This window comes from Pseudomonas sp. ADAK2 TE3594 (assembly GCF_053628675.1).
Window position 1 is genome coordinate 3956511 of record NZ_JBRJGV010000001.1, and the last position, 24446, is coordinate 3980956.

The 24446-nt window shown below is 61.8% G+C and carries 8 protein-coding genes; 6 read left to right on the forward strand and 2 right to left on the reverse strand.

The genetic code is table 11. The features are described from left to right. Positions 1 to 68: 68 nt before the first annotated feature. The 6 genes from pvdM to AB7M22_RS17570 all read left to right on the forward strand — a co-directional run bounded on the left by pvdM (position 69) and on the right by AB7M22_RS17570 (position 9589). Complete coding sequence (pvdM, locus tag AB7M22_RS17545; RefSeq protein ID WP_454187244.1) at positions 69 to 1439, forward strand: pyoverdine-tailoring dipeptidase-like protein PvdM; 1371 nt, start codon at positions 69 to 71, stop codon at positions 1437 to 1439. Continuing rightward, positions 1436 to 2722: a pyoverdine-tailoring periplasmic protein PvdN gene (pvdN, locus tag AB7M22_RS17550; protein ID WP_454187245.1), complete on the forward strand. Its 1287-nt coding sequence runs from the start codon at positions 1436 to 1438 to the stop codon at positions 2720 to 2722. The genes pvdM and pvdN overlap by 4 nt, the downstream gene beginning before the upstream one ends. A 43-nt stretch (positions 2723 to 2765) precedes the next feature. Next, complete coding sequence (pvdO, locus tag AB7M22_RS17555) at positions 2766 to 3653, forward strand: dihydropyoverdine dehydrogenase (RefSeq protein ID WP_454187246.1); 888 nt, start codon at positions 2766 to 2768, stop codon at positions 3651 to 3653. 269 nt (positions 3654 to 3922) lie between these two features. Further along, positions 3923 to 5572, forward strand: a complete 1650-nt coding sequence (locus AB7M22_RS17560; protein WP_454187247.1) for a cyclic peptide export ABC transporter — start codon at positions 3923 to 3925, stop codon at positions 5570 to 5572. Between the two features lie 200 nt (positions 5573 to 5772). Beyond that, complete coding sequence (locus AB7M22_RS17565) at positions 5773 to 8253, forward strand: TonB-dependent siderophore receptor (protein WP_454187248.1); 2481 nt, start codon at positions 5773 to 5775, stop codon at positions 8251 to 8253. A gap of 976 nt (positions 8254 to 9229) precedes the next feature. Beyond that, positions 9230 to 9589, forward strand: a complete 360-nt coding sequence (locus AB7M22_RS17570) for a DUF6124 family protein (RefSeq protein WP_454187249.1) — start codon at positions 9230 to 9232, stop codon at positions 9587 to 9589. A gap of 147 nt (positions 9590 to 9736) precedes the next feature. On the opposite strand, the gene AB7M22_RS17575 is transcribed toward AB7M22_RS17570, so the two are convergent. Together AB7M22_RS17575 and AB7M22_RS17580 are read right to left on the reverse strand one after the other, a co-directional pair. Then, the gene (locus tag AB7M22_RS17575) at positions 9737 to 10705 is read right to left on the reverse strand and encodes an alpha/beta hydrolase (protein ID WP_454187250.1); all 969 of its coding nucleotides are present in this window, start codon (positions 10703 to 10705) and stop codon (positions 9737 to 9739) included. 75 nt (positions 10706 to 10780) lie between these two features. Next, a complete protein-coding gene (locus AB7M22_RS17580) occupies positions 10781 to 24436 on the reverse strand; it encodes a non-ribosomal peptide synthase/polyketide synthase (protein WP_454187251.1) in 13656 nt (4551 codons plus the stop codon). Between the last annotated feature and the right edge of the window lie 10 nt (positions 24437 to 24446).

Consider the following 24446-nt stretch of genomic DNA (forward strand, 5'->3'; position numbering starts at 1 on the left):
ACTCGTTCTTCCCAGATAGCAAAGGCCCCTGCGCCTGCAACTCAACGGCGAACCTGACTGAGATGGCGATGACAAAAACACGTTCGAAAAAGGCCCTGTACCTCGGCCTGCCACTGGCCTTGGCCATCAGTGCCGGCGCAGGCTGGCTGGCTTGGGATTACGGGTTCAAGGACAACCCCGGTTACCCGGTCAAGGTCATGAAACAGGCCACCGAACTGCAGGAGCGGATCCTTTCCTTCGACAGCCACATCACCGTCCCCCTGAGTTTCGGCGCCCACGGCAACGAGGCCGACAAGGACGGTTCCGGCCAGTTCGATTTGATCAAGGCCAACCGTGGCCGACTGTCCGGCGCGGCCCTGACGGTCTTCGGCTGGCCGGAAATGTGGAACGGCCCGAACGCGCCGCACAGGCCCACTGACGGTTTCGTCGAAGAAGCACGCAACCAGCAGGAAGTGCGCTACAAAATCATCTCTGGCCTTGTGCGCGACTTTCCCAATCAAGTCGGCATCGCCTACACCCCCGACGACTTCCGGCGCCTGCACGGTGAAGGCAAGTTTGCGATTTTCATCAGCATGCTCAACGCCTACCCGCTGGGCAATGACCTGAGCAAACTGGACCTGTGGGCCGCCCGTGGCATGCGCATGTTCGGTTTCAGCTACATCGGCAACAACAGCTGGGCCGATTCGTCACGACCGCTGCCGTTTTTCAACGACTCCCCCGATGCCCTCGACGGGTTGTCGGACATCGGCAAACAAGCGGTGCAGCGCCTCAACGATCTGGGCGTGATCATCGATGTGTCGCAGATGTCGACCAAAGGCCTGGAGCAAGTGGCACAACTGAGCCGCACGCCGATGGTGGCCTCGCACTCGGCACCACGGGCCTCGGTGGACATCCCGCGCAATCTCAGCGACAAAGAGTTGCAGCTGATCAAGAACAGCGGTGGCGTGGTGCAGGTGGTCGGTTTCTCGCAATACCTCAAACCGCTGACCCAAGGCACACAGGACAAACTCAACGCCCTGCGCACACGTTTCGATTTGCCGCCATTGCCCAACCTGGCGATGGCGCTGATGCCCGGCGACCCGATCATCACCGCCTGGTCCGAACAAAAGCTCGGTCAATACGCCAGCGGTCTGTACGCCATTCTTGAGGAGGAACCCAAGGCCACGCTCAAGGACCTCGGCGACGCCATCGATTACACCGTGCGCAAGGTCGGCATCGACCACGTCGGCATCGCTTCGGACTTCAACGACGGTGGCGGCATCAAGGGCTGGGAAAATGTCGGCGAAATCCGCAACGTCACCGCCGAATTGATCCAGCGCGGTTATTCCGAAGCAGACATCGCCAAGCTCTGGGGCGGCAACTTCCTGCGGGTCTGGGAACAGGTGCAAAAAGCCGCGAAGCCCACGCTGATTTCTCGCCAGGAACCAGTCAAGCCATGAATGACCGTCGGACCTTTCTGAAACAGGCCGGGATCCTCGCCGCCGGCCTGCCGTTGGCTGCCAGCCTCGCCCCTCCGGCCGCCGCCGCGCAATCGCAAACCCTGCCCCGGGACAAATGGGCGCAATTGCATCAGTTGTTCGACCAGGACCCGAACTACATTCACTTCGCCAATTTTCTGGTGACCTCCCACCCCAAACCGGTGCGCGAGGCCATCGCCCGTCACCGTGCCGCGCTGGACCTGAATCCCGGGCTGGCCATGGACTGGGACCTGGGCGTGACCCATCAGCGCGAAGAGAACGTGCGGCTCTGGGCCGGTCGGTATTTGCAGGCCAAGCCGACACAGATCGCCCTCACCGGCAGCACCACCGAGGGCCTGGCGATGATTTATGGCGGCGTGCAAGTGCGCGCCGATCAGGAAATCCTCACCACGATTCACGAGCATTACTCCACGAACAACATCCTGAATTTTCGCAACCAGCGCGATGGCACCCGGGTGCGCAAGATTCAGTTGTTCGAGCAGCCACAGTCGATCTCGGCCGACCAAGTGCTGGATACCATCAACCGCAACATCCGCCCCGAGACCCGCGTGCTGGGCATGACCTGGGTGCACTCGGGCAGTGGCGTGAAGTTGCCGATCAGCGACATCGCCGGACTCGTCGATGAACATAATCGCCAGCGCGACGACAAGGACCGGATTGTTTATGTGGTCGACGGCGTGCATGGTTTCGGCGTCGAAGACCTGAGTTTCCCGGCGATGAACTGCGACTTCTTCATTGCCGGCACCCACAAATGGATGTTCGGCCCCCGTGGCACCGGCATCGTTTGCAGCCGCAGCGAAGAGCTCAAGTACGTCAGCCCGAGCGTGCCGACCTTCTCCGAAGCCACGACCTTTTCCACCACCATGTCCCCGGGCGGCTATCACGCCTTCGAACATCGCTGGGCCGTGGACGAAGCATTCAAGTTGCACCTGGAACTGGGCAAGGCCGACGTGCAGACGCGCATCCATCAACTCAACAGTTACCTGAAACAGCGCTTGCTGGAGCAACCGGGTATCGAGCTGGTCACCCCGGTCGATCCGAAGTTTTCGGCGGGGTTCAGCTTCTTCCGGGTCAAGGGTCAGGACTGCGATGCCGTGGCCGCTCACCTGATGCACAACCGGATTGTCAGCGATGCCGTCAGCCGCGACGTCGGCCCGGTGATCCGCACCGCGCCCGGCCTGCTCAATACCGAAGCCGAGGTGGACCGCTTCATCGACGTGCTGGGCAAAAAGCGCTCCGCGTGAACTTTCGCGGTGAGGCACTGTTTTCCTTTAACCGAGACGACTTATGAATACGCCCCACACACCTTCCGCCCTGCGAACCCTATCGGCCCTGGCGCTGACCGCACTGCTCGCCGGCCTGCTGCCCGGCACCGCCCAGGCCGCGAACCCGCCCGCCCCCGGCAAGGTGTTCAAGGACTGCAAGGACTGTCCGGAAATGGTCGTGCTGCCCGCCGGCCGCTACACCATGGGCACGCCAGAGGATGAAGTCGGCCGCCAGCCCGATGAAGGTCCGCTGCATGAAGTGACCTTCACCCGCCCTTTCGCCATCAGTCGCTTCCAGGTGCTGGCCGGCGAATGGGACGCGTACACGCGCGCCACCGGCAACACCCCCGCCGACTTCGATGATCGCCCGGGCCGTCGCTGTACGGCCGGCAAACCGAGCTTCAAACAGACCGCACGCCACCCGGCCGTGTGCATGAACGTGGCCGAAGCCGAGGGCTACATCGCCTGGCTGTCGAAGAAAACCGGTCATGCCTATCGCATGCCCAGCGAGTCGATCCGCGAGTACGCCGCCCGCGCCGGCAGTACCGGGTCTTTCCCGTTCGCGTTCGATGAAGGCGCCGACTACCAGATCTCCAAAAACGCCAACACCTACGGCGCCGCCGACGGCTACAACTTCACCTCCCCGGCGGGCACTTTCCCGGCCAACGCCTTTGGCGTGTTCGACATGCACGGCAATGTTTATGAGTGGGTCGCCGACTGCTACCGCGAAGACTATGTCGGCGTGCCCAGCGACGGCAGCCCGTGGCTGGAGCAGAACTGCAAACGCCAGGTCATGCGCGGCAACGACTGGGGCGAGGCGCCGGTGTTTTCCCGCTCCGGCAATCGCAACAGCAGCCTGCCCACCAGCAGCGGCGACTGGCTGGGGTTTCGCGTAGTGCGAGAGCTCTGAATCCTTTGTTGCGAGGGGCTTGAACCGATGCCGGTAAGTCCAGCCGCGAAACCTGTGGGAGCGGGCTTGCCCGCGATGACGGCGCTACAGTCAACATCTAAGTCGCCTGACACACCGCTTTCGCGGGCAAGCCCGCTCCCACAGGGATTTCGCTCGCCGCAGGTCTTGTGACTAACCGGCAATTACCCTCCGCAACCGTTTAAATAAAATCCCCGACCATTCGTTTTCCTTAAGTACCGGCACTCCCTCCGTGTCGAAAGGAATCCTCCATGACCAAGCCTACGCGTGGGGCGATCAACGAATTGTTCGCCCTGCTCAAGCCCTTCCGCCTGATTGTCTCTGTGTCCATCGTGCTCGGCATGATCGGTGGCCTGAGCGTCACCGTGTTGCTGGCGACCATCAACAATGCCCTGCACTCCGCTGACGGCCTGACCCGCACCGTGGTGATGATTTTCGCCGGACTGTGCGTGCTGGCGCTACTGACCACGATTGTGTCCGACATCGGCACCAACTACGTCGGTCAGCACATCATCGCCAGGCTGCGCAAAGAGCTGGGGGAGAAAGTGCTGTCGGCGCCGATCGACCAGATCGAGCGCTACCGCAGCCACCGGTTGATCCCGGTGCTGACCCATGACGTGGACACCATCAGCGATTTCGCCTTCGCCTTCGCGCCGTTGGCGATTTCCATGACCGTGACCCTGGGTTGCCTCGGCTACCTGGCCATGCTGTCGTGGCCGATGTTTCTGATGATGCTGGTGGCCATCGCCATCGGCACCACCATCCAGGCCATCGCCCGGGCCAAGGGCATGCGCGGTTTCTACGCGGCGCGAGACTCCGAAGACGAACTGCAAAAGCACTACAACGCCATCGCCGAAGGGGCCAAGGAGTTGCGCATCCACCGCCCGCGGCGTCAGCGGATGTTCGTGTCCGGCATCCAGAAAACCGCCGAGAAAATCTGTGACACGCAGATCCACTCGATCAATACCTTCGTCATTGCCAAGTCGTTCGGCTCGATGCTGTTCTTCGTGGTCATCGGCCTGGCGTTGGCCCTGCAATCGTTCTGGCCGAGTGCCGACAAGGCGGTGATGAGCGGTTTTGTGTTGGTGCTGCTGTACATGAAAGGCCCGCTGGAGCATTTGGTCAGCACCCTGCCGATCATCAGCCGGGCGCAGATTGCGTTTCGCCGGATCGCCGAACTCAGCGAACAGTTTTCCTCCCCGGAACCGCACCTGCTGCTGGAGGATCAGGGGCACAAACCCGGCCCGGTCCACAGCCTGGAACTGAGCAACGTGCGTTACGCCTTCCCGCCGGTGGAAGGCAGCGAGCCCTTCCGCCTCGGCCCGGTCAACCTGCGCATCGAGCAAGGCGACATTGTCTTCATCGTCGGTGAAAACGGTTGCGGCAAAACCACACTGATCAAACTGCTGCTGGGGCTTTATGCGCCCACCGAAGGCGAAATCCGCGTGAACGACCAACCGATCACCGCCCTCAACCGCGATGACTACCGGCAGAATTTCACCACGATATTTGCCGACTATTACCTGTTCGATGACCTGATTCAGGGCGACCGGCAAGTGCCCCAGGATGCCACACGCTACCTTGAACGCCTGGAGATCGCGCACAAGGTCAGCGTGCGCGACGGCGCGTTCAGCACCACCGACCTTTCCACCGGCCAGCGCAAACGCCTGGCGCTGGTCAATGCCTGGCTCGAAGAACGGCCGGTGCTGGTGTTCGACGAATGGGCGGCCGATCAGGACCCGACCTTCCGCCGCATTTTCTACACCGAACTGCTGCCCGACCTGAAGCGCTTGGGCAAAACCATCATCGTCATCTCCCACGATGACCGCTACTTCGACGTTGCCGATCAACTGGTGCGCATGGAGGCCGGCAAGGTCAAAAGCGAACTGCAACCCGCCTGACCGTGTAGGAGCCAGGCTTGCCGGCGAAGGCGTCCTTGAAAGTGCCTTCGCCGGCAAGTCGGATCGCCGCACCGCTGGCTCCTACATGACCGGCATTCCCCCTGGACCGGAAAATTAATTTTCCGGTTTGCCGCGGCCTCCTCGTCTTAATGAGATGAATAAGAACCATTACCAACTATACCTGCCAAGGTCTTAACCTCATGTCCGCATCCCGTTTCATGCTTCGACCTCTGACCCGCGCCCTGTTAATGAGCAGCACGACCCGCTCTCGCATCACTTCCACCGGCCTCGGCCTGGCGATGACCCTGGCCATGACGCCTTATGTCCAGGCTCAGGAATGGACCCTGAACATCCCGGCCCAGCCATTGGCTCAGGCGCTGCAGACCCTCGGTCAACAGACCAATCTGCAAATCATCTACAGCCCCGAGAGTATCCAGAACCTGCGCTCCAGTGCCCTCAACGGCCGCTATCAGGAAGATGATTCGCTCAGCGCGCTGCTCAAGGGCACCGGGATCCGCCATCAGCGCGACGGCAACACGGTCACCCTGCTGGCGCCGGCCACCGGCAGCGCGATGGAACTGGCACCGACCAGCATCAACGGTCAGCGGTTGGGCGCAACCACCGAAGGCAGCAACTCCTACACCACCGGCGCGGTGACCATTGGCAAGGGCGAGCATTCGCTCAGGGAAACCCCGCAGTCGATCACCGTCATCACGCGCAAGATGCTCGATGACCAGAACCTGAACACCATCGAACAGGTCATGGAAAAAACCCCGGGCATCACCGTTTACGATTCGCCCATGGGCGGCAAGTATTTCTACTCCCGGGGTTTCCGCATGACCGGCCAGTACCAGTACGACGGCGTGCCGCTGGACATCGGCAGCAGCTACGTGCAGGCCGATGCCTTCAACAGCGACATGGCGATCTATGATCGGGTCGAAGTGTTGCGCGGTGCGGCCGGGATGATGAAGGGCGCCGGGGGCACCGCAGGCGGCGTGAACTTCGTGCGCAAGCGCGGCCAGGACACCCCGCACACTCAACTGTCGTTGTCTGCCGGGACCTGGGACAACTACCGTGGCCAGGTCGACACCGGTGGCCCGCTGAACGACGCCGGCACCATCCGTGGCCGGGCCGTGGTGACCCAACAGACCCGTCAGTACTTCTATGACGTGGGCGAGCGCAGGGACCAGATCTACTACGGCGCACTGGACTTCGACCTGAGCGACTACACCACTCTCGGCCTGGGCATGGCCTATGAAGACGTCGATGCCACTCCGTGCTGGGGCGGCTTGCCGCGCTACGCCGATGGCAGCGACCTGAAGCTCTCACGCTCCACGTGCCTGAACACCGCCTGGAACAACCAGCGCAGCAAGCGGGCCACTTACTTTGGCGACCTGAAACACGAGTTCAACGACAACTGGGCGCTGAAGGTCGCGGGGGTTTACTCGAAAAACACCCAGGACATGGAATACGCCTTCCCGAGCGGTTCGGTACCGGTTGGCGCCACCAGCACCAGTACCGCGATGATCGGCAGCATCTTTGACTACGATCAGGTCGACTACGGCCTCGACGCTTATGTGGACGGCAAGTTCGACGCATTCGGCCAAGAGCACGAGCTGATCGTCGGTGCCAACGCCAGCCGCTCCCGCAAGGACGACTTCTACGCCGTGGCCCTCCTGCCTCAGAGCCAGAATGTGCTGAACCCCGACCATCACCTGCCCCAGCCGGATGAAAGTTATTACCTGGCCAATGCCTCCCGGGGTGGTCCGGTGGACATGCGGATCAAGCAATACGGCGCCTACTCCACGGCACGCCTGAAACTGGCCGATCCGCTGACCTTCGTACTGGGCAGCCGCGTCAGCTGGTACAAGTCCGAAACCGACTCCGTCTCGTTCTGGCGCGGCGAAGGCACACCGACAAGCTCCGAGGCCAAGGAAACCGGGCAAGTCACCCCGTTCGCCGCGCTGCTGTTCGACATCAACGACAACCTGACCGTCTACACCAGCTACGCGGATATCTTCACCCCGCAAGGCGGCTACAAGACCATCACCGGTGCGACCCTCAAGCCATTGATCGGCCAGAGCTATGAACTGGGGATCAAAGGTGAATGGTTCGACGGTCGCCTGAACAGCTCCTTCAACCTGTTCCGCACCGTCCAGAAAGACGCAGCCCAGGATGACCCGGCCTGCCCGGACAGCAGCTGCTCGCTGAACTCCGGCAAAGTGCGCGCCCAAGGCTTCGAAGCTGAAGTCAGCGGTGAAGTCATCGATCGTCTGCAATTGCTCGCCGGCTACACCTACACCCAGACCAAGATTCTGGAAGATGCCGACGTCAGTCAGGATGGCGTGTCGTACAACACCTATGTGCCGCGCCACCTGCTGCGCGTATGGGGCGACTATGCGCTCAGCGGCCCGCTGGAACGCGTCACCGTCGGTGCCGGCGTCAATGCCCAAAGCAGCAACTACCGCACCTCGGCGAGCAGCGGCAACAACATCACCCAGGCTGGCTATGCGGTCTGGAACGGTCGCATCGGCTACCGCATCGACGACACCTGGTCCGTGGCACTGAACGGCAACAACCTGTTCGACAAGCGCTACTACGCCACGATCGGTTCCGAAGGTTGGGGTAACTTCTACGGTGAACCGCGCAACTTCGTGATGTCGGTCAAGGCTGACTTCTGATTGCAGCCTCAATGAAAACGCCCCGCAATGCGGGGCGTTTTTTTGTGCGGGAAAAGCTGACGTATTGTTTATCCGGGGTTTGAGGGTGTTCTTTCGGGCGTCATCGCGGGCAAGCCCGCACACAGTGATCGGTGTCGTTCACAAATCCTTTGGTCTAAGCAGATACCTGTGGGAGCGGGCTTGCCCGCGATGAGGCCGGTACATTCACTACAAATCCAAAGTGAGACTGCTAAACAAATGATGTTTCATCGACATCTCCCGCACGATTTACTGAAGAAAAAAAAGCGATGTACCAAAAGCGCTTGAAATCCAAGGGGTGGACGACAGCGTGGCCTCTACTCAGGCAGAAGTCAGGTCAACTTACAGAATCATCCAAATTTTGAACGATGACTTAATCAGACGCTTACTGGTTTTTAGCGAGAAAGCGGACGCATTTGTTTATCCGGTGATTTGACCCTGGGTTTGAGGGTGTTCTTTCGGGCCTCATCGCGGGCAAGCCCGCTCCCACAGTGATTGGTGTCGTTCACAAATCCTTTGGTCTAAGCAGATACCTGTGGGAGCGGGCTTGCCCGCGATGAGGCCGGTTGAGCCACCACAAGGCTCGGTGTCAGACCGCTAAACAGGCACTGTTTAAACGACACTTCCAGATACTCACTCAGGCTACACATTCTTGCGCCGTTGCCTACGACTGCGCCAGAATCCGCCGGCTAGTGCACCTGTGGCCCGGGCTGTATCGTTTTCTGGTCGCTGACGAATTCAGCGATCGGGTTTAGCGACCCGGATCATTCTAGGTGCATCAGCGTTCCAGGCTTCGCTGCAGCTTTTCTTACACTGCAATTACGTTATGGCGGCTGTATGCGGGAGACTTTTGAGTCTGCCGGGTGCCTATGACCGGTTCGCTAACCTGCGTGCAGCCGCCACCCTTACTTGTTTAGCGACAAGTCTTGGTGGCTCCATTTCTTATAGGAGCTTCACCATGTTCAAACCTACACCCAACCCACCTGAAACCGACCCAGCATCCCCCTACGAATCCCTCGATTCGAAAAAACTCAACGAAGCCGCCGACCGCGCCCTCGATTACCACCTCAAACCGCCCATCCCCAAAGACACCAAGCGCAAACCCAGCACCATTTACCATGTGGGTGCAAAGGTCGATAACGAAACCCTGCTGGTCAACGCCTGCGAAACCCTGGCGTCAGCGAGCATGATGCTCAGCGAGTTCGCCGGATTGATGGACATGCCACATCGCAACATGATGTTGGGGATTCAGCAGGTGGTGATGCTTGGGGAATTAGCGGTGAATAGGGTGCTGGATAACTTCGATCCGCGAGGCTAGCGAGGATGATCGTTCCCACGCGCAGCAAAGGAATGCAGCCCGGGACGCTCCGCGTCCCTTCCAGAGCCGAACGCAGAGCGTCCGTTGAGGCATTCCCACGCGGAGCGTGGGAACGATCAACATAACACTACCCCGCAGTTTCCATGCTCAACCCAAATGCCGACTCAGCGCCCGACTCAAGCTTTCATGCACACCCAACACATCCGGCATGACCGAGGCCAATCTGAGCAAGTCATGAGTCAGCCCCGGGCAATGTTCGAGTTCGACACTCACCCCCTGCGCGCGCAGTTTATCGACGTAGGCCTGGCCTTCATCGAGCAACGGATCGAACCCGGCCAGCAACACAATCGCCGGCGCAACCCCGCGCAAGTCCTCAGCCAGCAACGGCGAGAAGCGCCAGTCCAGCAAATCTTCGGGGCTGCGGGCGTAGTGCTGGTAAAACCAGTCCAGCGTGTCGTTCTCCAGCAGATACCCCTCACTGAACAACAAACGCGAATCGTGGGTGCGCGACGCATCAGTGACCGGATAACACAGCAGCTGCACCTTGGGGACGATGGCCACGGTGTGTGGCTGAACCACCGCTTGCAAGGCCAGCACCGTCGCCAGCGTGGCACCGGCACTGTCACCGCCGAACGCGACGCGACCGGCATCCAGCCCCAGGGCCAGCGCCTGTTCCGCCAGCCAGGACAAGGCGTCTTCACCGTCCTCCAGCGCGGTCGGGAAGCGATGCTCCGGCGCCAGCCGATAGCCAACCGACAACACCGCGCACGGCGTACGCCGGCAGAATTCGCGGCAGACTCCGTCATGGGAATCCAGGCTACCCACTACAAAACCACCGCCATGGAAATACACCAGCACCGGCATCGGTGCCGGCATCGGCGCCGTCGCCCCGTTCGGGCGATACAAACGCAACGCCAGCGGCGCACCGTCCCGTGCCGTGGTGTTGACCTCCAGCACATCAATATCCTGAGGGGCATTCCAGCGCAATTGCGCGGTGGTTTGTTCGAAGATCGCCCGCGCCTCGGCCGGGGTCAGTTGATGCAGCGCTGGCTGGCCTGCGTCCTGGCCGTCTTGCGCCAGGTCGAGGAAGGCTTCCAGATCAGGGTGTAGCGACATCGAAAAAATCCTTCTATCCGCAAAAAGGGCGTCAGCAAAAAAGGGGCGCACCTCGGCAACGCCCCCCGGCAATGATTAAATCCGCGCCATGCAATGCTCGATCAACGCCTCAAGCTCGCGCTGATAATCCTGCATGAGCCGCTCCAGGGTGCTGGCCCGATAACGCTGGCTGCTGTAGATGCAACGCAGCGCCAACTGACCGTCGTAAACCTGGCCGACAATCTCCAGCCAGTTGCCCAGATTGGCCTGCAGGCTGTAGTTGTCACCGGTGTCTTCCAGCGCCGGCACCAGCAAGGCTTGCTCGTCGAAGCTCTGGTCGAACTGCCCCAGATAGTTGAACGTCACCCGTGCCTGCGGCAGATCAGCCAACTGGCGGGCCAGTTGCGGGCCGGCCAGGTGACGCAACACGCCATAGCCGATGCCCTTCTGCGGGATGGCCGCCAACTGCGCTTGCACGTTGATGATCGACGCGCCGATGTCCGCGCTGTCGGGGGTGAGCCGGACCGGGAACATGCTGGTGAACCAGCCCAGGCTGCGACTCAGGTCGATGTTCTCGAACAGGTCCTCGCGGCCGTGCCCTTCCAGCAAAATCAGCGCCGACGGCTGTTCGCTCCAGCGACACAACGCTCGGCTCAGGGCCGACAGCAGCAAATCGTTGATCTGCGTGCGATAGACCGCTGGTGCCTGCTTGAGCAACTGCTCGGTGTGCTCGCGAGACAACTTGAGCCGCGCCTGAGCCTGGTGACGCACCTGATTCTTGCCGCGACGGTTGTCGCACGGCAGGTCGATACCCGGCTGATCCAGTTGCTCCAGCCAGTAGCCCAATTCCTGCTCGGCAATCACCGGCGCCTGCGCCTGCAACGCTTCGGCAAACGCACGATAGCTGCTGGTGCGGATCGGCAATTGCGGTTCGATGCCCATCACGCAAGCCTCATAGGCCACCTTCAAGTCGTCGAGCAGAATCCGCCACGACACGGTGTCGACCACCAGATGGTGGATGACCATCAACAGCCGCGCCTGGCCGTCCGGCAAGGCGATGTGCACCACACGCCAGGCCGGTCCATCGTCGAGTTTGAGGCTGCGCTGAGTCAGGTTGGCCAAGGCTTCGACCTGCTCACTGTTCTCGACCTCGCGGCGCCACAACACCGGCTCGCGGCGCTCGGTCGGTACGGCATAGCGCTGCAACCAGCGCCCGCCTTCCTGACAGAAGCGCAGGCGCAAGGTGTCGTGGTGGTTTTCGATCCAGCCCAGCGCCTGTTCCAGGGCATCCAGATCCAGCGTCTGACGCGCACTCAGCAAAAACGACTGGTTGTAGTGATGAGATTCGGCCATGCCCTCGGCAAAGAACCACTCCTGAATCGGCAGCAGATTGAACAACCCCTCGCTGGCCACATGGGTGAGGTCCACCGACGGTTGTGCGGTGCCCGCCTTGACCACGTCCTGTTCGACGATACCGGCGATGGTCTGGTAGCGCATCAGATCGCGCAGCTTGAGGTCCATCTGCAGGGTCGGGTGGTTCCTGACCCGGGAAATCACTTGCAGGCTCAGGATCGAGTCGCCGCCCAGTTCGAAGAAGTTGTCGCTGATACCGACCTGCTCCACCTGCAACACCTGCGCCCAGATGTCCGCCAGCAGTTGTTCCTGCTGATTGCGCGGGGCAACGTATTCCTCGCTTTTGAACTCCGGCTCGGGCAATGCCTTGCGGTCGAGCTTGCCGTTGGGGGTGATCGGGAAGGCACTGAGGCAAACGATCTGCGCCGGCACCATGTATTCAGGCAAAGTGCTGCGCAGACCGGCCTTGAGCTCATCACCCAGCTGCTGGCCGGCGTCGGTGACGACATAACCGATCAGTTGCTTGCCGGAGGCATTGTCCCGGGCGATCACCAGGGCGTCGCGGACCTGCGCCAGTTGCCGCAGGCTGGCCTCGACTTCACCCAGCTCGATGCGGAACCCGCGCACCTTGACCTGATGGTCGATGCGGCCGACGTAATCGACCACGCCGTCCTGGCGCAAGCGCACCAGGTCGCCGGTGCGGTACAGCCGCTCGCCGCTGGCAAACGGATTGGGCACGAAGCGTTCGCAGGTCAGGTCTGGCCGACCGTGATAACCACGGGCAACCCCGTAGCCACCGATGTACAACTCGCCGGCAAAACCGGGCGGCAGCGGATTCAGTTCTTCATCCAGCACATACAGGGAACGTGCCCCCACCGCCCGGCCGATCGGCGCATAAGCCGCTTCACAGTGCTGGCTCACCGGCACTTTCCACAGCATCGGGGTAACCACGGTTTCCGTCGGGCCGTAGCCGTTGGTGAAGTACTCGGGACGCAGCGCCGCCTTGACCTGTTCGAAGGTCTGGTCCGGCACCGCATCGCCACCGAAGCAGTAGATGCGCACCGGTGGCGGTGCGATACCGCTGGCTGCGGCGTACTCGGCCAGTTGCTTGAGGTAGGCCGGCGGGAAGCAGGCGATGGTCACGCCGTACTCGTGCAGCGCCTGATAAGTCTGCTCCGGCGTCCACAGGCAACCGTCCCGCACCACCAGCCGGCCGCCGCTGTACAGCGTACTCAACCAGCGCTCATGGGCACCGTCGAAAGCGAACGACATGAAGTGCAGCTCGCAACTGCGGGTGTCCATTTCATACAGTTTGGCGATGGCCTGACAGTGCATGCTCAGGGGTCCCTGGGTAACCGCCACGCCTTTTGGCCGGCCGGTGGAACCCGAGGTGTAAACCAGATAAGCCAGCCCTTGCTCCAGCACGCGGCACACCGGCGCCTCATCGGCATAACGGGATTCGTCGAGCTGATCCAGCTCAAGGCGCAACAGGCCCTCAGGCGCCGGTAACGTCGTCCGCAGGCTGCTCTGAGTCAACAGCAGCGCCATGCCCGAATCTTCGATCATGTACGCCAGACGCTCCGGCGGATAATCAATGTCCAACGGCACATACGCCGCGCCGCTTTTGAGCACGGCGAGGAAGCTGACGACCATTTCCAGCGAACGTGGGAGTGCCACGCCGATCACCACCTCCGGCCCCGCACCATGTTCGATCAGGCAATGGGCCAGACGATTGGCCCGTCGCTCCAGTTCACCGTAGCTCAGGCTCCGCCCGGCGCATTGCACCGCAATGGCCTCGGGCTGAGTCAGTGCGTGTCGGCTGATCAGCTCCGGCAACAGTTGCGGCTGATGATCCGCTGGCGGCTCGGCGCTCCAGGTTTGCATCGCCTGCCATTGTTCAAGCGACAGGCGCTGCAGGTTACCCAGGCGTTCGTCAGGCGCGCGCATCATCGCCTCAAGGGTGTTTTCCAGCGTCAGGCGGATACCCTCCACCGCCTCGGCACTGAAGTGGCTGCGCAGGTACAGGTATTCAATCGACAATTCGTCGCCGAGCGTCACCGCCAGGTCCATCGGCACGTTCGTCACGTCATGACCGATGGATTTGCCGAAGCTCAGGCCGCTATCGTTGTCTTCTTGCAGGCGGTCGTCGATCGGGTAGTTCTCAAACACGATGATGCTGTCGAACAGCGCCTGCCCGCCCAGGCCGGACCAGCGTTGCACGTCCGCCAACGGAGCCTGGGAATGGTCGCGGATATCCAGGTTGTAGGCCTGGATCCGGTTCAGCCAGTCTGCCAGAGGCTGATCCGGTTCCAGCGTCTGAATGATCGGCAAGGTGTTGATGAACAGCCCCAGCATGTTGCCGACACTGGGCAAACTCTCGGGACGCCCGGACACCGTGGCACCAAAGGTCACGGTGTTTTTCCCGGTGTAGCGCTGCAACAGCAGCAACCATGCGCCCTGGATCAAGGTGTTCGGGGTAATCCGCAGATCGCGGCAGAACTGCAGCAGACGACCGGTCTGTTGCGCGTCCCAATGGGAGTAAATGGCGTTGTGGCCGGGTTCATCGGACACATGCCGTGGATGGATGGCCTGGCTCAACGCCGTCGCCTCGTTGACCGGGGCCAGCCGGGCTTTCCAGAACAGCTCCCGGGCGTCCTGGTCCTGGGCTTGCAACCAGGCGATGAAGTCGCGGTAGCGGCCGTTTTCAGCGCTGATTTCACCCTTGGCGTAGTGCTGGATCACCTCACCAAACAGGCGCGAGCTGCTCCAGCCGTCCATCAAGATGTGGTGACTGGTCCAGACCATCTGGTACTGATCTTCAGCGCTGCGAATCAACAATACTCGCTGCAGTGGCGCATGGGTCAGCTCGAAGCCTCGCGCGCGGTCCTCGGCGGCCCGCGCGGCGATGTCCGCCTCGCTGACGTCGCGATCGCGCCAGTCGAGCACCTGCAAATCGAGCGTCGCCTGACGCTGGACAATTTGCAGCGGTTTGGCCAAGCCATCGTGCCAATGGAAGCTGGTGCGCAGGATAGCCTGACGCTCGATGACCGCCTCCCAAGCCTTGCGGAAACGCTCAATATCCAGACCGCCCACCGGCAAACTGATCTGATTGACGTACAGGCTCGAACCATTGTCCGACAAGGTGTGGAACAGCATGCCCTCTTGCATCGGCGACAGCGGATAAATGTCTTCGATCCGGGACGGGGCTATCGGCAAGGCGTCCAGTCGGGCCTGATCCAGATGCGCCAACGGGAAGTCCGACGGCGTGACGCCGTGGCTGTCCGGCTGGCAGCAATGCTCGATCAGCAGTTCCAGTTCCCGGGCGTATTCCTCGGCCAGGCGTTCGATGGTCGAGGCGTTGAACATCTGCGTGCTGAACGACCAGCCGACACTCAACTCGCCGCCGTACACCTGGCCATTGAGCGTCAGCCAGTTACCCAGCAGCGCATCGTGACTGTGCTCTGCGCCCTTGACCTCATCGGCCGGCACAAACAAGGCACCGCTCTGGCTATCGAAGCTACCGTCGAACTGGCCCAGGTAGTTGAAGGTGATACGCGGTGTCGGCAGGGTTCGCAGCGACGCCTGGCAAGCCTCGTCCCCCAGATAACGCAGCACACCGTAACCAATGCCACGATCCGGAATTGCGCGCAGTTGCTCCTTGATTTGCTTGATCGAGCCGGCCAGCGCCTGGGTCGGGGTCAATTTGACCGGGAACAGGCTGGTGAACCAGCCGACTGTGCGGGTCAGATCGAGGCCGTCGAACAAATCTTCACGACCATGGCCTTCGAGCTGAATCAGTACCGACGACTGTTCGCTCCAACGGGTGATCACCCGTGCCAGCGCCGTCAGCAACAGGTCGTTGACCTGTGTGCGGTAAGCCGCCGGGGTCTGTTGCAGCAGTCGTCGGGTCAAGGTCGGGTTCAGGCGACTGTAAAGCGTCAAGGCATGGCGGCTCTGCAGGCTGCCCCGGGGGTTATCTTGCGGCAGCGGCGCGCCGTCCGGGCGCTGCGCCTGCCAGTAAGGCAGTTGTCCAAGCAGCGATTCACTGCGGGCATGAGTTTGCAACTGCTCCGCCCAATGCTTGAAGGACGTGGTCTTGGCCGCCAATGCCAACGGTTCGCCGGCCAGTAACTGGCGGTAGCTGCCCTGCAAATCCTCCAGCAGGATCCGCCACGACACCCCATCGACCACCAGGTGATGAACGATCAACAACAAGCGCTGCTCGCCCTCAGGCAAATCGAACAACACCGCGCGCAACAACGGGCCTTGTTGCAGATCCAGGCTGCGCTGGGCTTGTTCGGCGACGCGTTCCAGTTGGGCGGCGTCACTGACCGATTCCAGCCACAACGGTGACAGGCGCTGTTGTTCCACGGTCCGATAGCTCGCCGACCAGCTGCCTGGGGTTTGGGTAAAGCCCAGGCGCAGGCCGTCGTGATGATCGATCAGCGTGTGCAAGGCCTGCTCAAACGTCGCGGCCACCAGAGGGTTCAACGGTTTGAGCAGCACCGACTGATTCCAGTGATGACGCTGCGGCAAGGGTTGTTCGAAGAACCATTGCTGAATCGGCAGCAACGGTGTCTCACCTGTCACCGGGCCTTGATCGGTTGGCGCCAGGACTTTGCCGAGCTGCGCAACAGTGGCCAGCCCCTGGACGGTCTGCTGCTGGAACAGATCCTTGGGCGTGAAACTGATGCCCTGCTGACGCGCCCGGCTCACCACCTGAATGGAAATGATCGAGTCGCCGCCCAGGGTGAAAAAGTTGTCGGTCACGCCGACTCGCTCGAGTTTCAGAATGTCTTGCCAGATCCCGGCAATCTGCTGCTCCAGTGCAGTGCGCGGTGCCACGTAATCGCGCTGCAATGGGTTAGCGTCCGGGGTCGGCAACGCCTTGCGGTCGAGTTTGCCGTTGGGGGTCAGCGGCAATTGTTCGATGAACAGCCATTGCGCCGGCACCATGTAATCCGGCAGATGCGCCTTGAGCCCGGCCTTGAGCGCTTCGCTCAGATCGTCCTGCTGTTGCGGGCTCAGGTCAGACTGCGCCGGCACCACATAGGCCACCAGTTGCTGGCCGCTATGGCCTTCCACCGCCAGCACCACGCCTTCGCGCACGCTGTCGTGAGCCAGCAATCGCGCTTCGATTTCACCCAGTTCGATACGGAACCCGCGCACCTTGACCTGATGATCGATGCGGCCGACGTATTCGATTGCACCATCTTCACGAAAACGGGTCAGGTCGCCGGTGCGGTACATCCGCTCGCCATTGCTGGCCAGCGGGTTGGGCACAAAGCGTTCGGCGGTGAGGCTCGGGCGGAACAGATAACCACGGGTAATGCCGTCACCGGCCAGGTACAACTCGGCGGCAACCCCAATCGGCGCGGCCTGCAATTGGGCATCGAGCAAGTGCGCGGTGGTGTTCACCAGCGGCCGGCCGATGTTCGCCTGACCGCCGGCTTCGCGACGGGTGCAGGTCGAATAGGTGGTGTCTTCCGACGGCCCGTACAAATCGTAAACGTGCTCGACCGAGGTCTCGCGGTACAGGGTATCCACCAGCGCTTGCTTGAGCGGTTCCCCGGCGAGATTGATGATGCGCACACCTGAAGGGATCTGCCCGGCGCGCTGCAAGGCCGCGATGGCCGATGGTACGGTGTTGATCAGGCGCACCTGATCGCGCTCCGGCAGGTCCGGCAATTCCAGGGCGTTGCGCGCCATGATGATCGAGCCGCCGCGGGCCAGGGTGACGAAAATCTCCCATACCGACAGGTCGAAGCACACCGAGGTCGAGGCCAGCACGCCTTGCAGGTCCTCTTCGCTGTACACCTCGTGCGACCAATGAATCAGCGCCTGCACGTTGCGATGAGCAATCGCCACGCCCTTCGGTTTACCGGTTGAACCGGAGGTATAAATCACATACGCCAGGTTGGCAGAATCAATCCCGCCCTCAAGGTTGTGCGATGCCAGGTCAGCGAAGGCCTGACCACCCGCCTCGACCCACACCACTTGCGCCTGAGTCTCGGGCAATTGCGACAGCAAATGCGGCTGGGTCAGCAACACTCGCGCCTGACTGTCGTCGAGCATGTAGGCCAGGCGATCCGCCGGGTAGTCCGGATCCAGCGGCACGTAGGTGCCACCAGCCTTGAGCACCGCCATCAGGGCAATCACCAGTTCGGCGGAACGAGGCATCGCCACGCCCACGCGGATTTCCGCACCGACACCCAGGGTTTGCAGATGACGGGCCAGTTGATTGGCGCGGCGATTGAGTTCGGCATAGGTCAAACCAGCACCGGCATGGCGCAAGGCAATCGCCTGTGGCCGCGCTTCGACCTGGGCTTCGAAGCCCTGATGGATCAACGCCTGGGCCGGGTACGCCGCATGATGGTCATTCCATTCGGCCAGGGTGCGCAGCTCGGTCGCCGGCAACAAGCCGATCTCGCCCAGCAAGCGTTGCGGCGCGTTGAGGAACTGGCGCAGCACTTCTTCCAGATGAGCCGCCAGGCCGACAACGCTGCGCTCGGCGAAGTGCTCGGTGAGGTAGTTGAAGTCCAGGCTCAACACTTCACCAGCACCGGCGATCAGTGTCAGACCGTAGTTGGTTTGCTCGCGATGTTCGAGACCGCTGAAACGCAGTCCACCTGGATTGGCCTCCAGGGTGTCGGACACCGGGTAGTTTTCAAACACCAGCAAGGTGTCGAACAACGCTTCGCCGTTGAGCGCGGCCAGGCGTTGGATGTCTTGCAACGGCGTCTGTTCGTAATCGCGCAGCAGCAGGTTTTTGTCCTGCACGCTGCGCACCCAGTCGCGGACACTGCAGGTCGCTTGCGGGCTGGCGATCACCGGCAGGGTATTGATGAACAGGCCCAACTGTTGCTCGATACCCGGCAGGTCCACCGGGCGACCGGACACCGTCGCGCCAAACGCGACGCTGCTTTGGCCGGTGTAGCGCTGCAACACCAGCAGCCACGCGGCTTGCACCAGGCTGTTAAGCGTCACTTGCTGCTGGCGCGAGAAACCATTGAGGCGCTGGGTAAAGGCTGCGTCAAAGGTCAGCTTATGCACGCCTTTGCCAGGGCCGGGCACGGTTTGCCCGTGGCAGGCCGAGGCCAGCCGCGTCGGTTCATCCAGTTCGGTCAACTGCCCCCGCCAGAAGGCTTGCGCCGCGTCCTTGTCCTGGCGTTGCAGCCAGGCCAGGAAGTCGCGATAACGGCCCTGGGCACTCGGCACCGGATGCCCGGCGTAATCCTGCAGCACTTCGCCAAACATCCGCGAGTTGCTCCACCCATCCATGAGAATGTGGTGGCAGGTGAAGATCAGGCGATGACGATCATCGGCGGTGCGCAGCAGGCACAGGCGCAGCAGCGGTGGATTCTGCAAGTCGAAACCGCGTTCGCGATCAGCCAAGGCACGGGCCTCAAGCACGGCCAGCAGGTCCGGTTCGGCACGCACATCCACTTCCGGCATTTCCAGGGTCAGCTGGCGATTGATCACTTGCAGTGGTGTATCGAGGCCGTCCCGGCCCCAGATGAAACCGGCGCGCAGCACTTCATGACGATCCACCACTCGCTGCCACGCTTGCTGGAAGCGCGGTACATCCAGACCATCGATATCCAGCAGCATCTGATAGACGTAAGCGCTGGCATCGGCGTCGTACAGGCTGTGGAACAGAATGCCCTGCTGCATTGGCGCCAGCGGGTAAATGTCCTCGATCCGCTGCGCGGCGATTGGCAAGCTGTCCAGATGCGCCTGGGACAACCCGGCAAGCGGCACATCGGACGGCGTCAGGCCGCCGCTCGGATGATTCAAGCAATGGTCGATCAACTCGCCCAGCGCCACTTCATAAGCGCGGGCCAGGGCGTTGATGGTCGCCTCTTCGAACACGTCGCCGCTGTAGGTCCAGGTCAGGCTCAATTGCCCTTGGTAGACGCGGCCGTCGATGGTCAGCCAGTTGCTCATCGGCGCCTGTTCGTCCTGACCGGCGCCCTTGTCTTCGGTGGCCGGCACCCACAGGGCGCCCTCGTCGAAGTTGTTATCGAACTGCCCCAAGTAGTTGAACGTCACCTTGGGTTGGAACACGCCGCTCAGGGCTGCCTGCGCAGCGTCGCTGCCCAGATAACGCAGCAAGCCAAAGCCGATGCCTTTGTTGGGGATCGAGCGCAGTTGTTCCTTGATGCCCTTGATGGACGCTTCGAGGCTGGCCTGCGGAGTCAGGCGCACCGGGAACATGCTGGTGAACCAACCCACGGTACGGCTCAGGTCGAGGTCGTCGAACAGGTCTTCGCGGCCATGCCCTTCGAGCTGCACCAAGGTACTGTCGGAGGCGGTCCACTCACACAAAACCCGGGCCAGTGCGGTCAACAGCAAATCGTTGACCTGGGTGCGATACACCGCCGGTGCCTGTTGCAGCAATTGCCGGGTGCGTTCGGCATCCAGACGCGTATCGACGCTGCGCTCGAAACGGTTCTGCAGTTTTCCATCAGGGTTGTCCAGCGGCAAGTCTGCCGGCGCTTCGGCCAGTTGCTCGCGCCAGTAATCCAGCTCGGCTTCCAACCCGGCGCTGCGCGCATAGCCTTGCAGGCGTTCGCCCCAATCCTTGAACGCCGTGGTCTTGGCCGGCAGGCGCAACGGTGTGTCAGCGCTCAGTTGCTGATAAGCGGTTTGCAGGTCTTCGAGCAGGATCCGCCACGACACACCATCAACCACCAGGTGATGGATCACCAACAGCAGTCGCTGGCTGGCGTCGGGCAAGTCCACCAGGGCCGCGCGGATCAACGGGCCATCGCTCAGGTTCAGGCTGCGCTGCAGCTCCAGGCACAGCGCTGGCAACGCTTCGCTGTCTGACAACGCCACAGTGCGCAACAGTGCGTTCGGCTGATCGACGGCGGCATGTTCTTGCGCCCAGCCACCTGCGGCCTGGCGATAGCGCAGACGCAAGGCATCGTGATGCCGTTGCAGATGTTCCAGGGCCTGCTCCAGCGCAGCCGCTTGCAGAGGTTCGGCCGGGGTCAGCAGGATCGACTGGTTCCAGTGCTGACGCAGGGGAATGTCGGTGGCGAAGAAGTACTGTTGAATCGGCGTCAGCACGGCCGCGCCGAGCACATCCCCTTGCATCGCCTGCACCGCATCGCTCTGCTGCGCGACGGTGGCCAGGCGTTGCACGGTCTGGTGCTGGAAGATGTCTTTGGGCGAGAAACGGATGCCCGCCTGACGCGCCCGACTGACCACCTGAATCGAGATGATCGAATCGCCGCCCAGTTCAAAGAAATTGTCGTTGAGCCCGACCCGCTCGACTTTCAGCACGTCCTGCCAGATCTCGGCCAAACGCTGTTCGAGTTCGCTGCGCGGTGCCGCGTAAGCTTCTTGCACCAGGCTCACATCGGGGTTGGGCAGTTGCTTGCGATCGAGCTTGCCGTTGGCCGTCAGCGGCAGGCGTTCGAGGAACACCCAGCTGACCGGCACCATGTAGTCCGGCAGGCTTTCACGCAATTGCGCCTTGATCGAATCGCGCAAGCCGGCATGGGCCTCCGCGTCCAGTGGCTCGCTCGGCACAATCCAGGTCGCCAGTTGCTGCCCACTGAGCCCTTCGACCGCCAGCACCACGGCTTCACGCACCGCGTCATGCTTGAGCAATTGGGTTTCGATTTCTCCCAGCTCGATACGAAAACCGCGAATCTTCACTTGATGGTCGATACGGCCGATGTACTCGATCACCCCGTCACCGCGCAGCCGCGCCAGGTCGCCGGTGCGGTACAGGCGTTCGCCGGCCACAGGGTTGAACGGATCCGGCACGAACCGCGTGGCGCTCATGCCTGGCTGGTTCAGATACCCGCGCGCGAGCCCCGCCCCGGCGATGTACAACTCGCCGATGCACCCTTGGGGCACCAGGTTCAGCGCGTCATCGAGCAAGTACCACGACAGGTCGACAATCGGCTCGCCGATCGGGCTGCTGTGGGTCTGCTGCAAGTCCGCCATGGACAGCGGGCGGTAGGTCACATGCACGGTGGTTTCAGTGATGCCGTACATGTTGATCAGGGTCGGCGCGCGGTCGCCGAAACGCTCGAACCATGGGCGCAGGCTCTGCACTTCCAGCGCTTCGCCACCAAACACCACGTAACGCAGCGCATGGTTGCGCGACGAGGCACTGGCCACTTGCATCAGCGGTTTGAACGCCGACGGCGTCTGGTTCAGAACGGTGACTTGTTCATCACAGAGCAAGGTGTAGAACTCTTCCGGCGACCGGGTGACGTCGTGGGGCACCACCACCAGTTTGCCGCCGTGGAGCAGCGCACCGAAGATTTCCCAGACCGAGAAATCGAACGCGTAGGAATGGAACAGCGTCCAACTGTCCTCGGGACCGAAACCGAACCAGTGATCGGTGGCGCTGAACAGGCGAATGACATTGCCATGGGGCAGCAATGCGCCTTTGGGCTTGCCGGTGGAACCAGAGGTGTAAATCACATACGCGAGGTTGTCCGCAGTGGTCAGGCATGGCGGATTGGCCGTGCTGCTGTCCTGCGGTGGTTGATTCAAATCCAGACACGCTAGCCCCGGTGGAATCGGCAGCTGCGCCAACAGGTGGCCCTGGGTCAGCAACAGCTCGATCCCGCTGTCCTCGATCATGTAGCGCAAACGGTCGTCGGGGTAGCTCGGGTCCAGCGGCACATAAGCGCCACCGGCCTTCAGCACGGCGACAATGGCAACGATCATGTCCAGCGAACGCTCCACCGCCACGCCCACCCGCACATCGGGGCCGACGCCACGGGCGATCAGCAGATGCGCCCATTGGTTGGCCTGGCGATTGAGTTCGGCATACGTCAGTCGTTGCCCGGCGAACACCACCGCTGGCGCCTGCGGATGACGCTCGGCCTGAGCCTCGATCAACTGATGAATGCACTGGCTGACCGGATGCACCACCGGGCTCGGGTTCCAGTGCGCGAGGAGTTGCTGTTGCTGCGCGTCATCGAGCACCGGCAGCTGGGCAATGCGCTGGGTCGGGTCCTGAACGATCGCCCGCAGCAGGTTGCGCCAATGCTGCGCCAGGCGCTCGATGGTCGTAGGCTCGAACAGGTCGGTGGCGTATTTGAGCACCGCTTCAATGCCATGGGCCTGTTCGGTGGTGTTCAGCACCAGGTCGAACTGCGCGGTTGCGCTTTGCCATTCCACCGGTTCGATACTCAAACCATTCAACCGCGTCTCGACACTGATCCGGCTTTCGGCCTGGTGATTGAACATCACTTGGAACAACGGGCTGTGGCTCAGGCTGCGGCCTGGTTCCAGGGCTTCCACCAGTTGTTCGAACGGCAGGTCCTGGTGTGCCTGGGCTTCCTGGGCGGTTTGCCGAACCTGGCGTAGCAGATCGACGAAGCTGGCTTGCCCGTCGACATCCGCCTTGAGCACCTGGGTGTTGACGAAGAAACCGATCAGACGCTCGATCTCCACGCGTCCGCGGTTGGCCACCGGCACACCGACACGGATGTCGGCCTGGCCGCTGTAGCGGTGCAACAAGGCCTGGAACGAGGCCAGTAACAGCACGAACAGCGTGACGTTTTCCCGTCGGGCGAAGGCCTTGAGGCTGTCGCTCAGCGTCGGGTCCAGAATCAGGTTATGGCTGGCCCCGGCAAAGCTCTGTTCCACCGGACGCGCACGGTCGGTGGGCAACTCCAGCACCGGCTGCTCGCCGCCGAGCTTTTGTTGCCAGTAGGCCAGTTGACGTTCCTGTTCACCGGCCTCCATCCATTGCCGCTGCCACAGGGCGTAGTCAGCGTATTGAATCGGCAAGGCCGGCAGCCCGGCGTCATGCCCGAGGTTGAAACCGGCATACAACTGCACCAGCTCCTCGATCATCACCTGCAACGACCAACCGTCCGACACGATGTGGTGCAGGGTCAGCACCAGCACGTGATCCTGCGGGGTGACTTGCAGCAGGGCCGCGCGCAACAGCGGGCCGGTCTGCAAATCGAAAGCTTGCTGGCTCTGGGTCTGGACGAAGGCCTGGATCGACGCCTCCTGGTTTGCCGCCAGCTCAGAGCTCAGTGAGTGAATATCCAGGGCAAACGATCCTGCGGGCAGGATCGTTTGCAAGGGTTGCCCGGCGTCTTGAGTGAACACCGTGCGCAAGGTTTCGTGACGTTCAATCAGCGCCTGGACGCTGCGCTGCAACGCGGCCACATCCAGTGGGCCCTGCAAGCGCAGGGCCGTGGGAATGTTGTAGGCCGCGCTGTGCGGCGCCCATTGCCAGAGAAACCACTGGCGCTGTTGAGCGTAGGACAGCAACAACGGTTCTTCAGCCGTGCGCTTGAAAACCGGGGCAATGTCAAAAAGGTTGACGCCTTTCTGCTTGAGCAGAACCGCCAGAGCCTTTCTTTGCTTAGCCGAAAGTTGTCCTACCGACTCGATTAACTCTTGCACGCGTTGTTCC

Coding starts and splice junctions, on each gene's coding strand:
- AB7M22_RS17560 (WP_454187247.1), top strand. CDS start 3,923: ATGACCAAGCCTACGCGTGGGGCGATCAACGAATTGTTCGCCCTGCTC.
- pvdM (WP_454187244.1), top strand. CDS start 69: ATGACAAAAACACGTTCGAAAAAGGCCCTGTACCTCGGCCTGCCACTG.
- pvdO (WP_454187246.1), top strand. CDS start 2,766: ATGAATACGCCCCACACACCTTCCGCCCTGCGAACCCTATCGGCCCTG.
- pvdN (WP_454187245.1), top strand. CDS start 1,436: ATGAATGACCGTCGGACCTTTCTGAAACAGGCCGGGATCCTCGCCGCC.
- AB7M22_RS17565 (WP_454187248.1), top strand. CDS start 5,773: ATGTCCGCATCCCGTTTCATGCTTCGACCTCTGACCCGCGCCCTGTTA.
- AB7M22_RS17570 (WP_454187249.1), top strand. CDS start 9,230: ATGTTCAAACCTACACCCAACCCACCTGAAACCGACCCAGCATCCCCC.
- AB7M22_RS17575 (WP_454187250.1), bottom strand. CDS start 10,705: ATGTCGCTACACCCTGATCTGGAAGCCTTCCTCGACCTGGCGCAAGAC.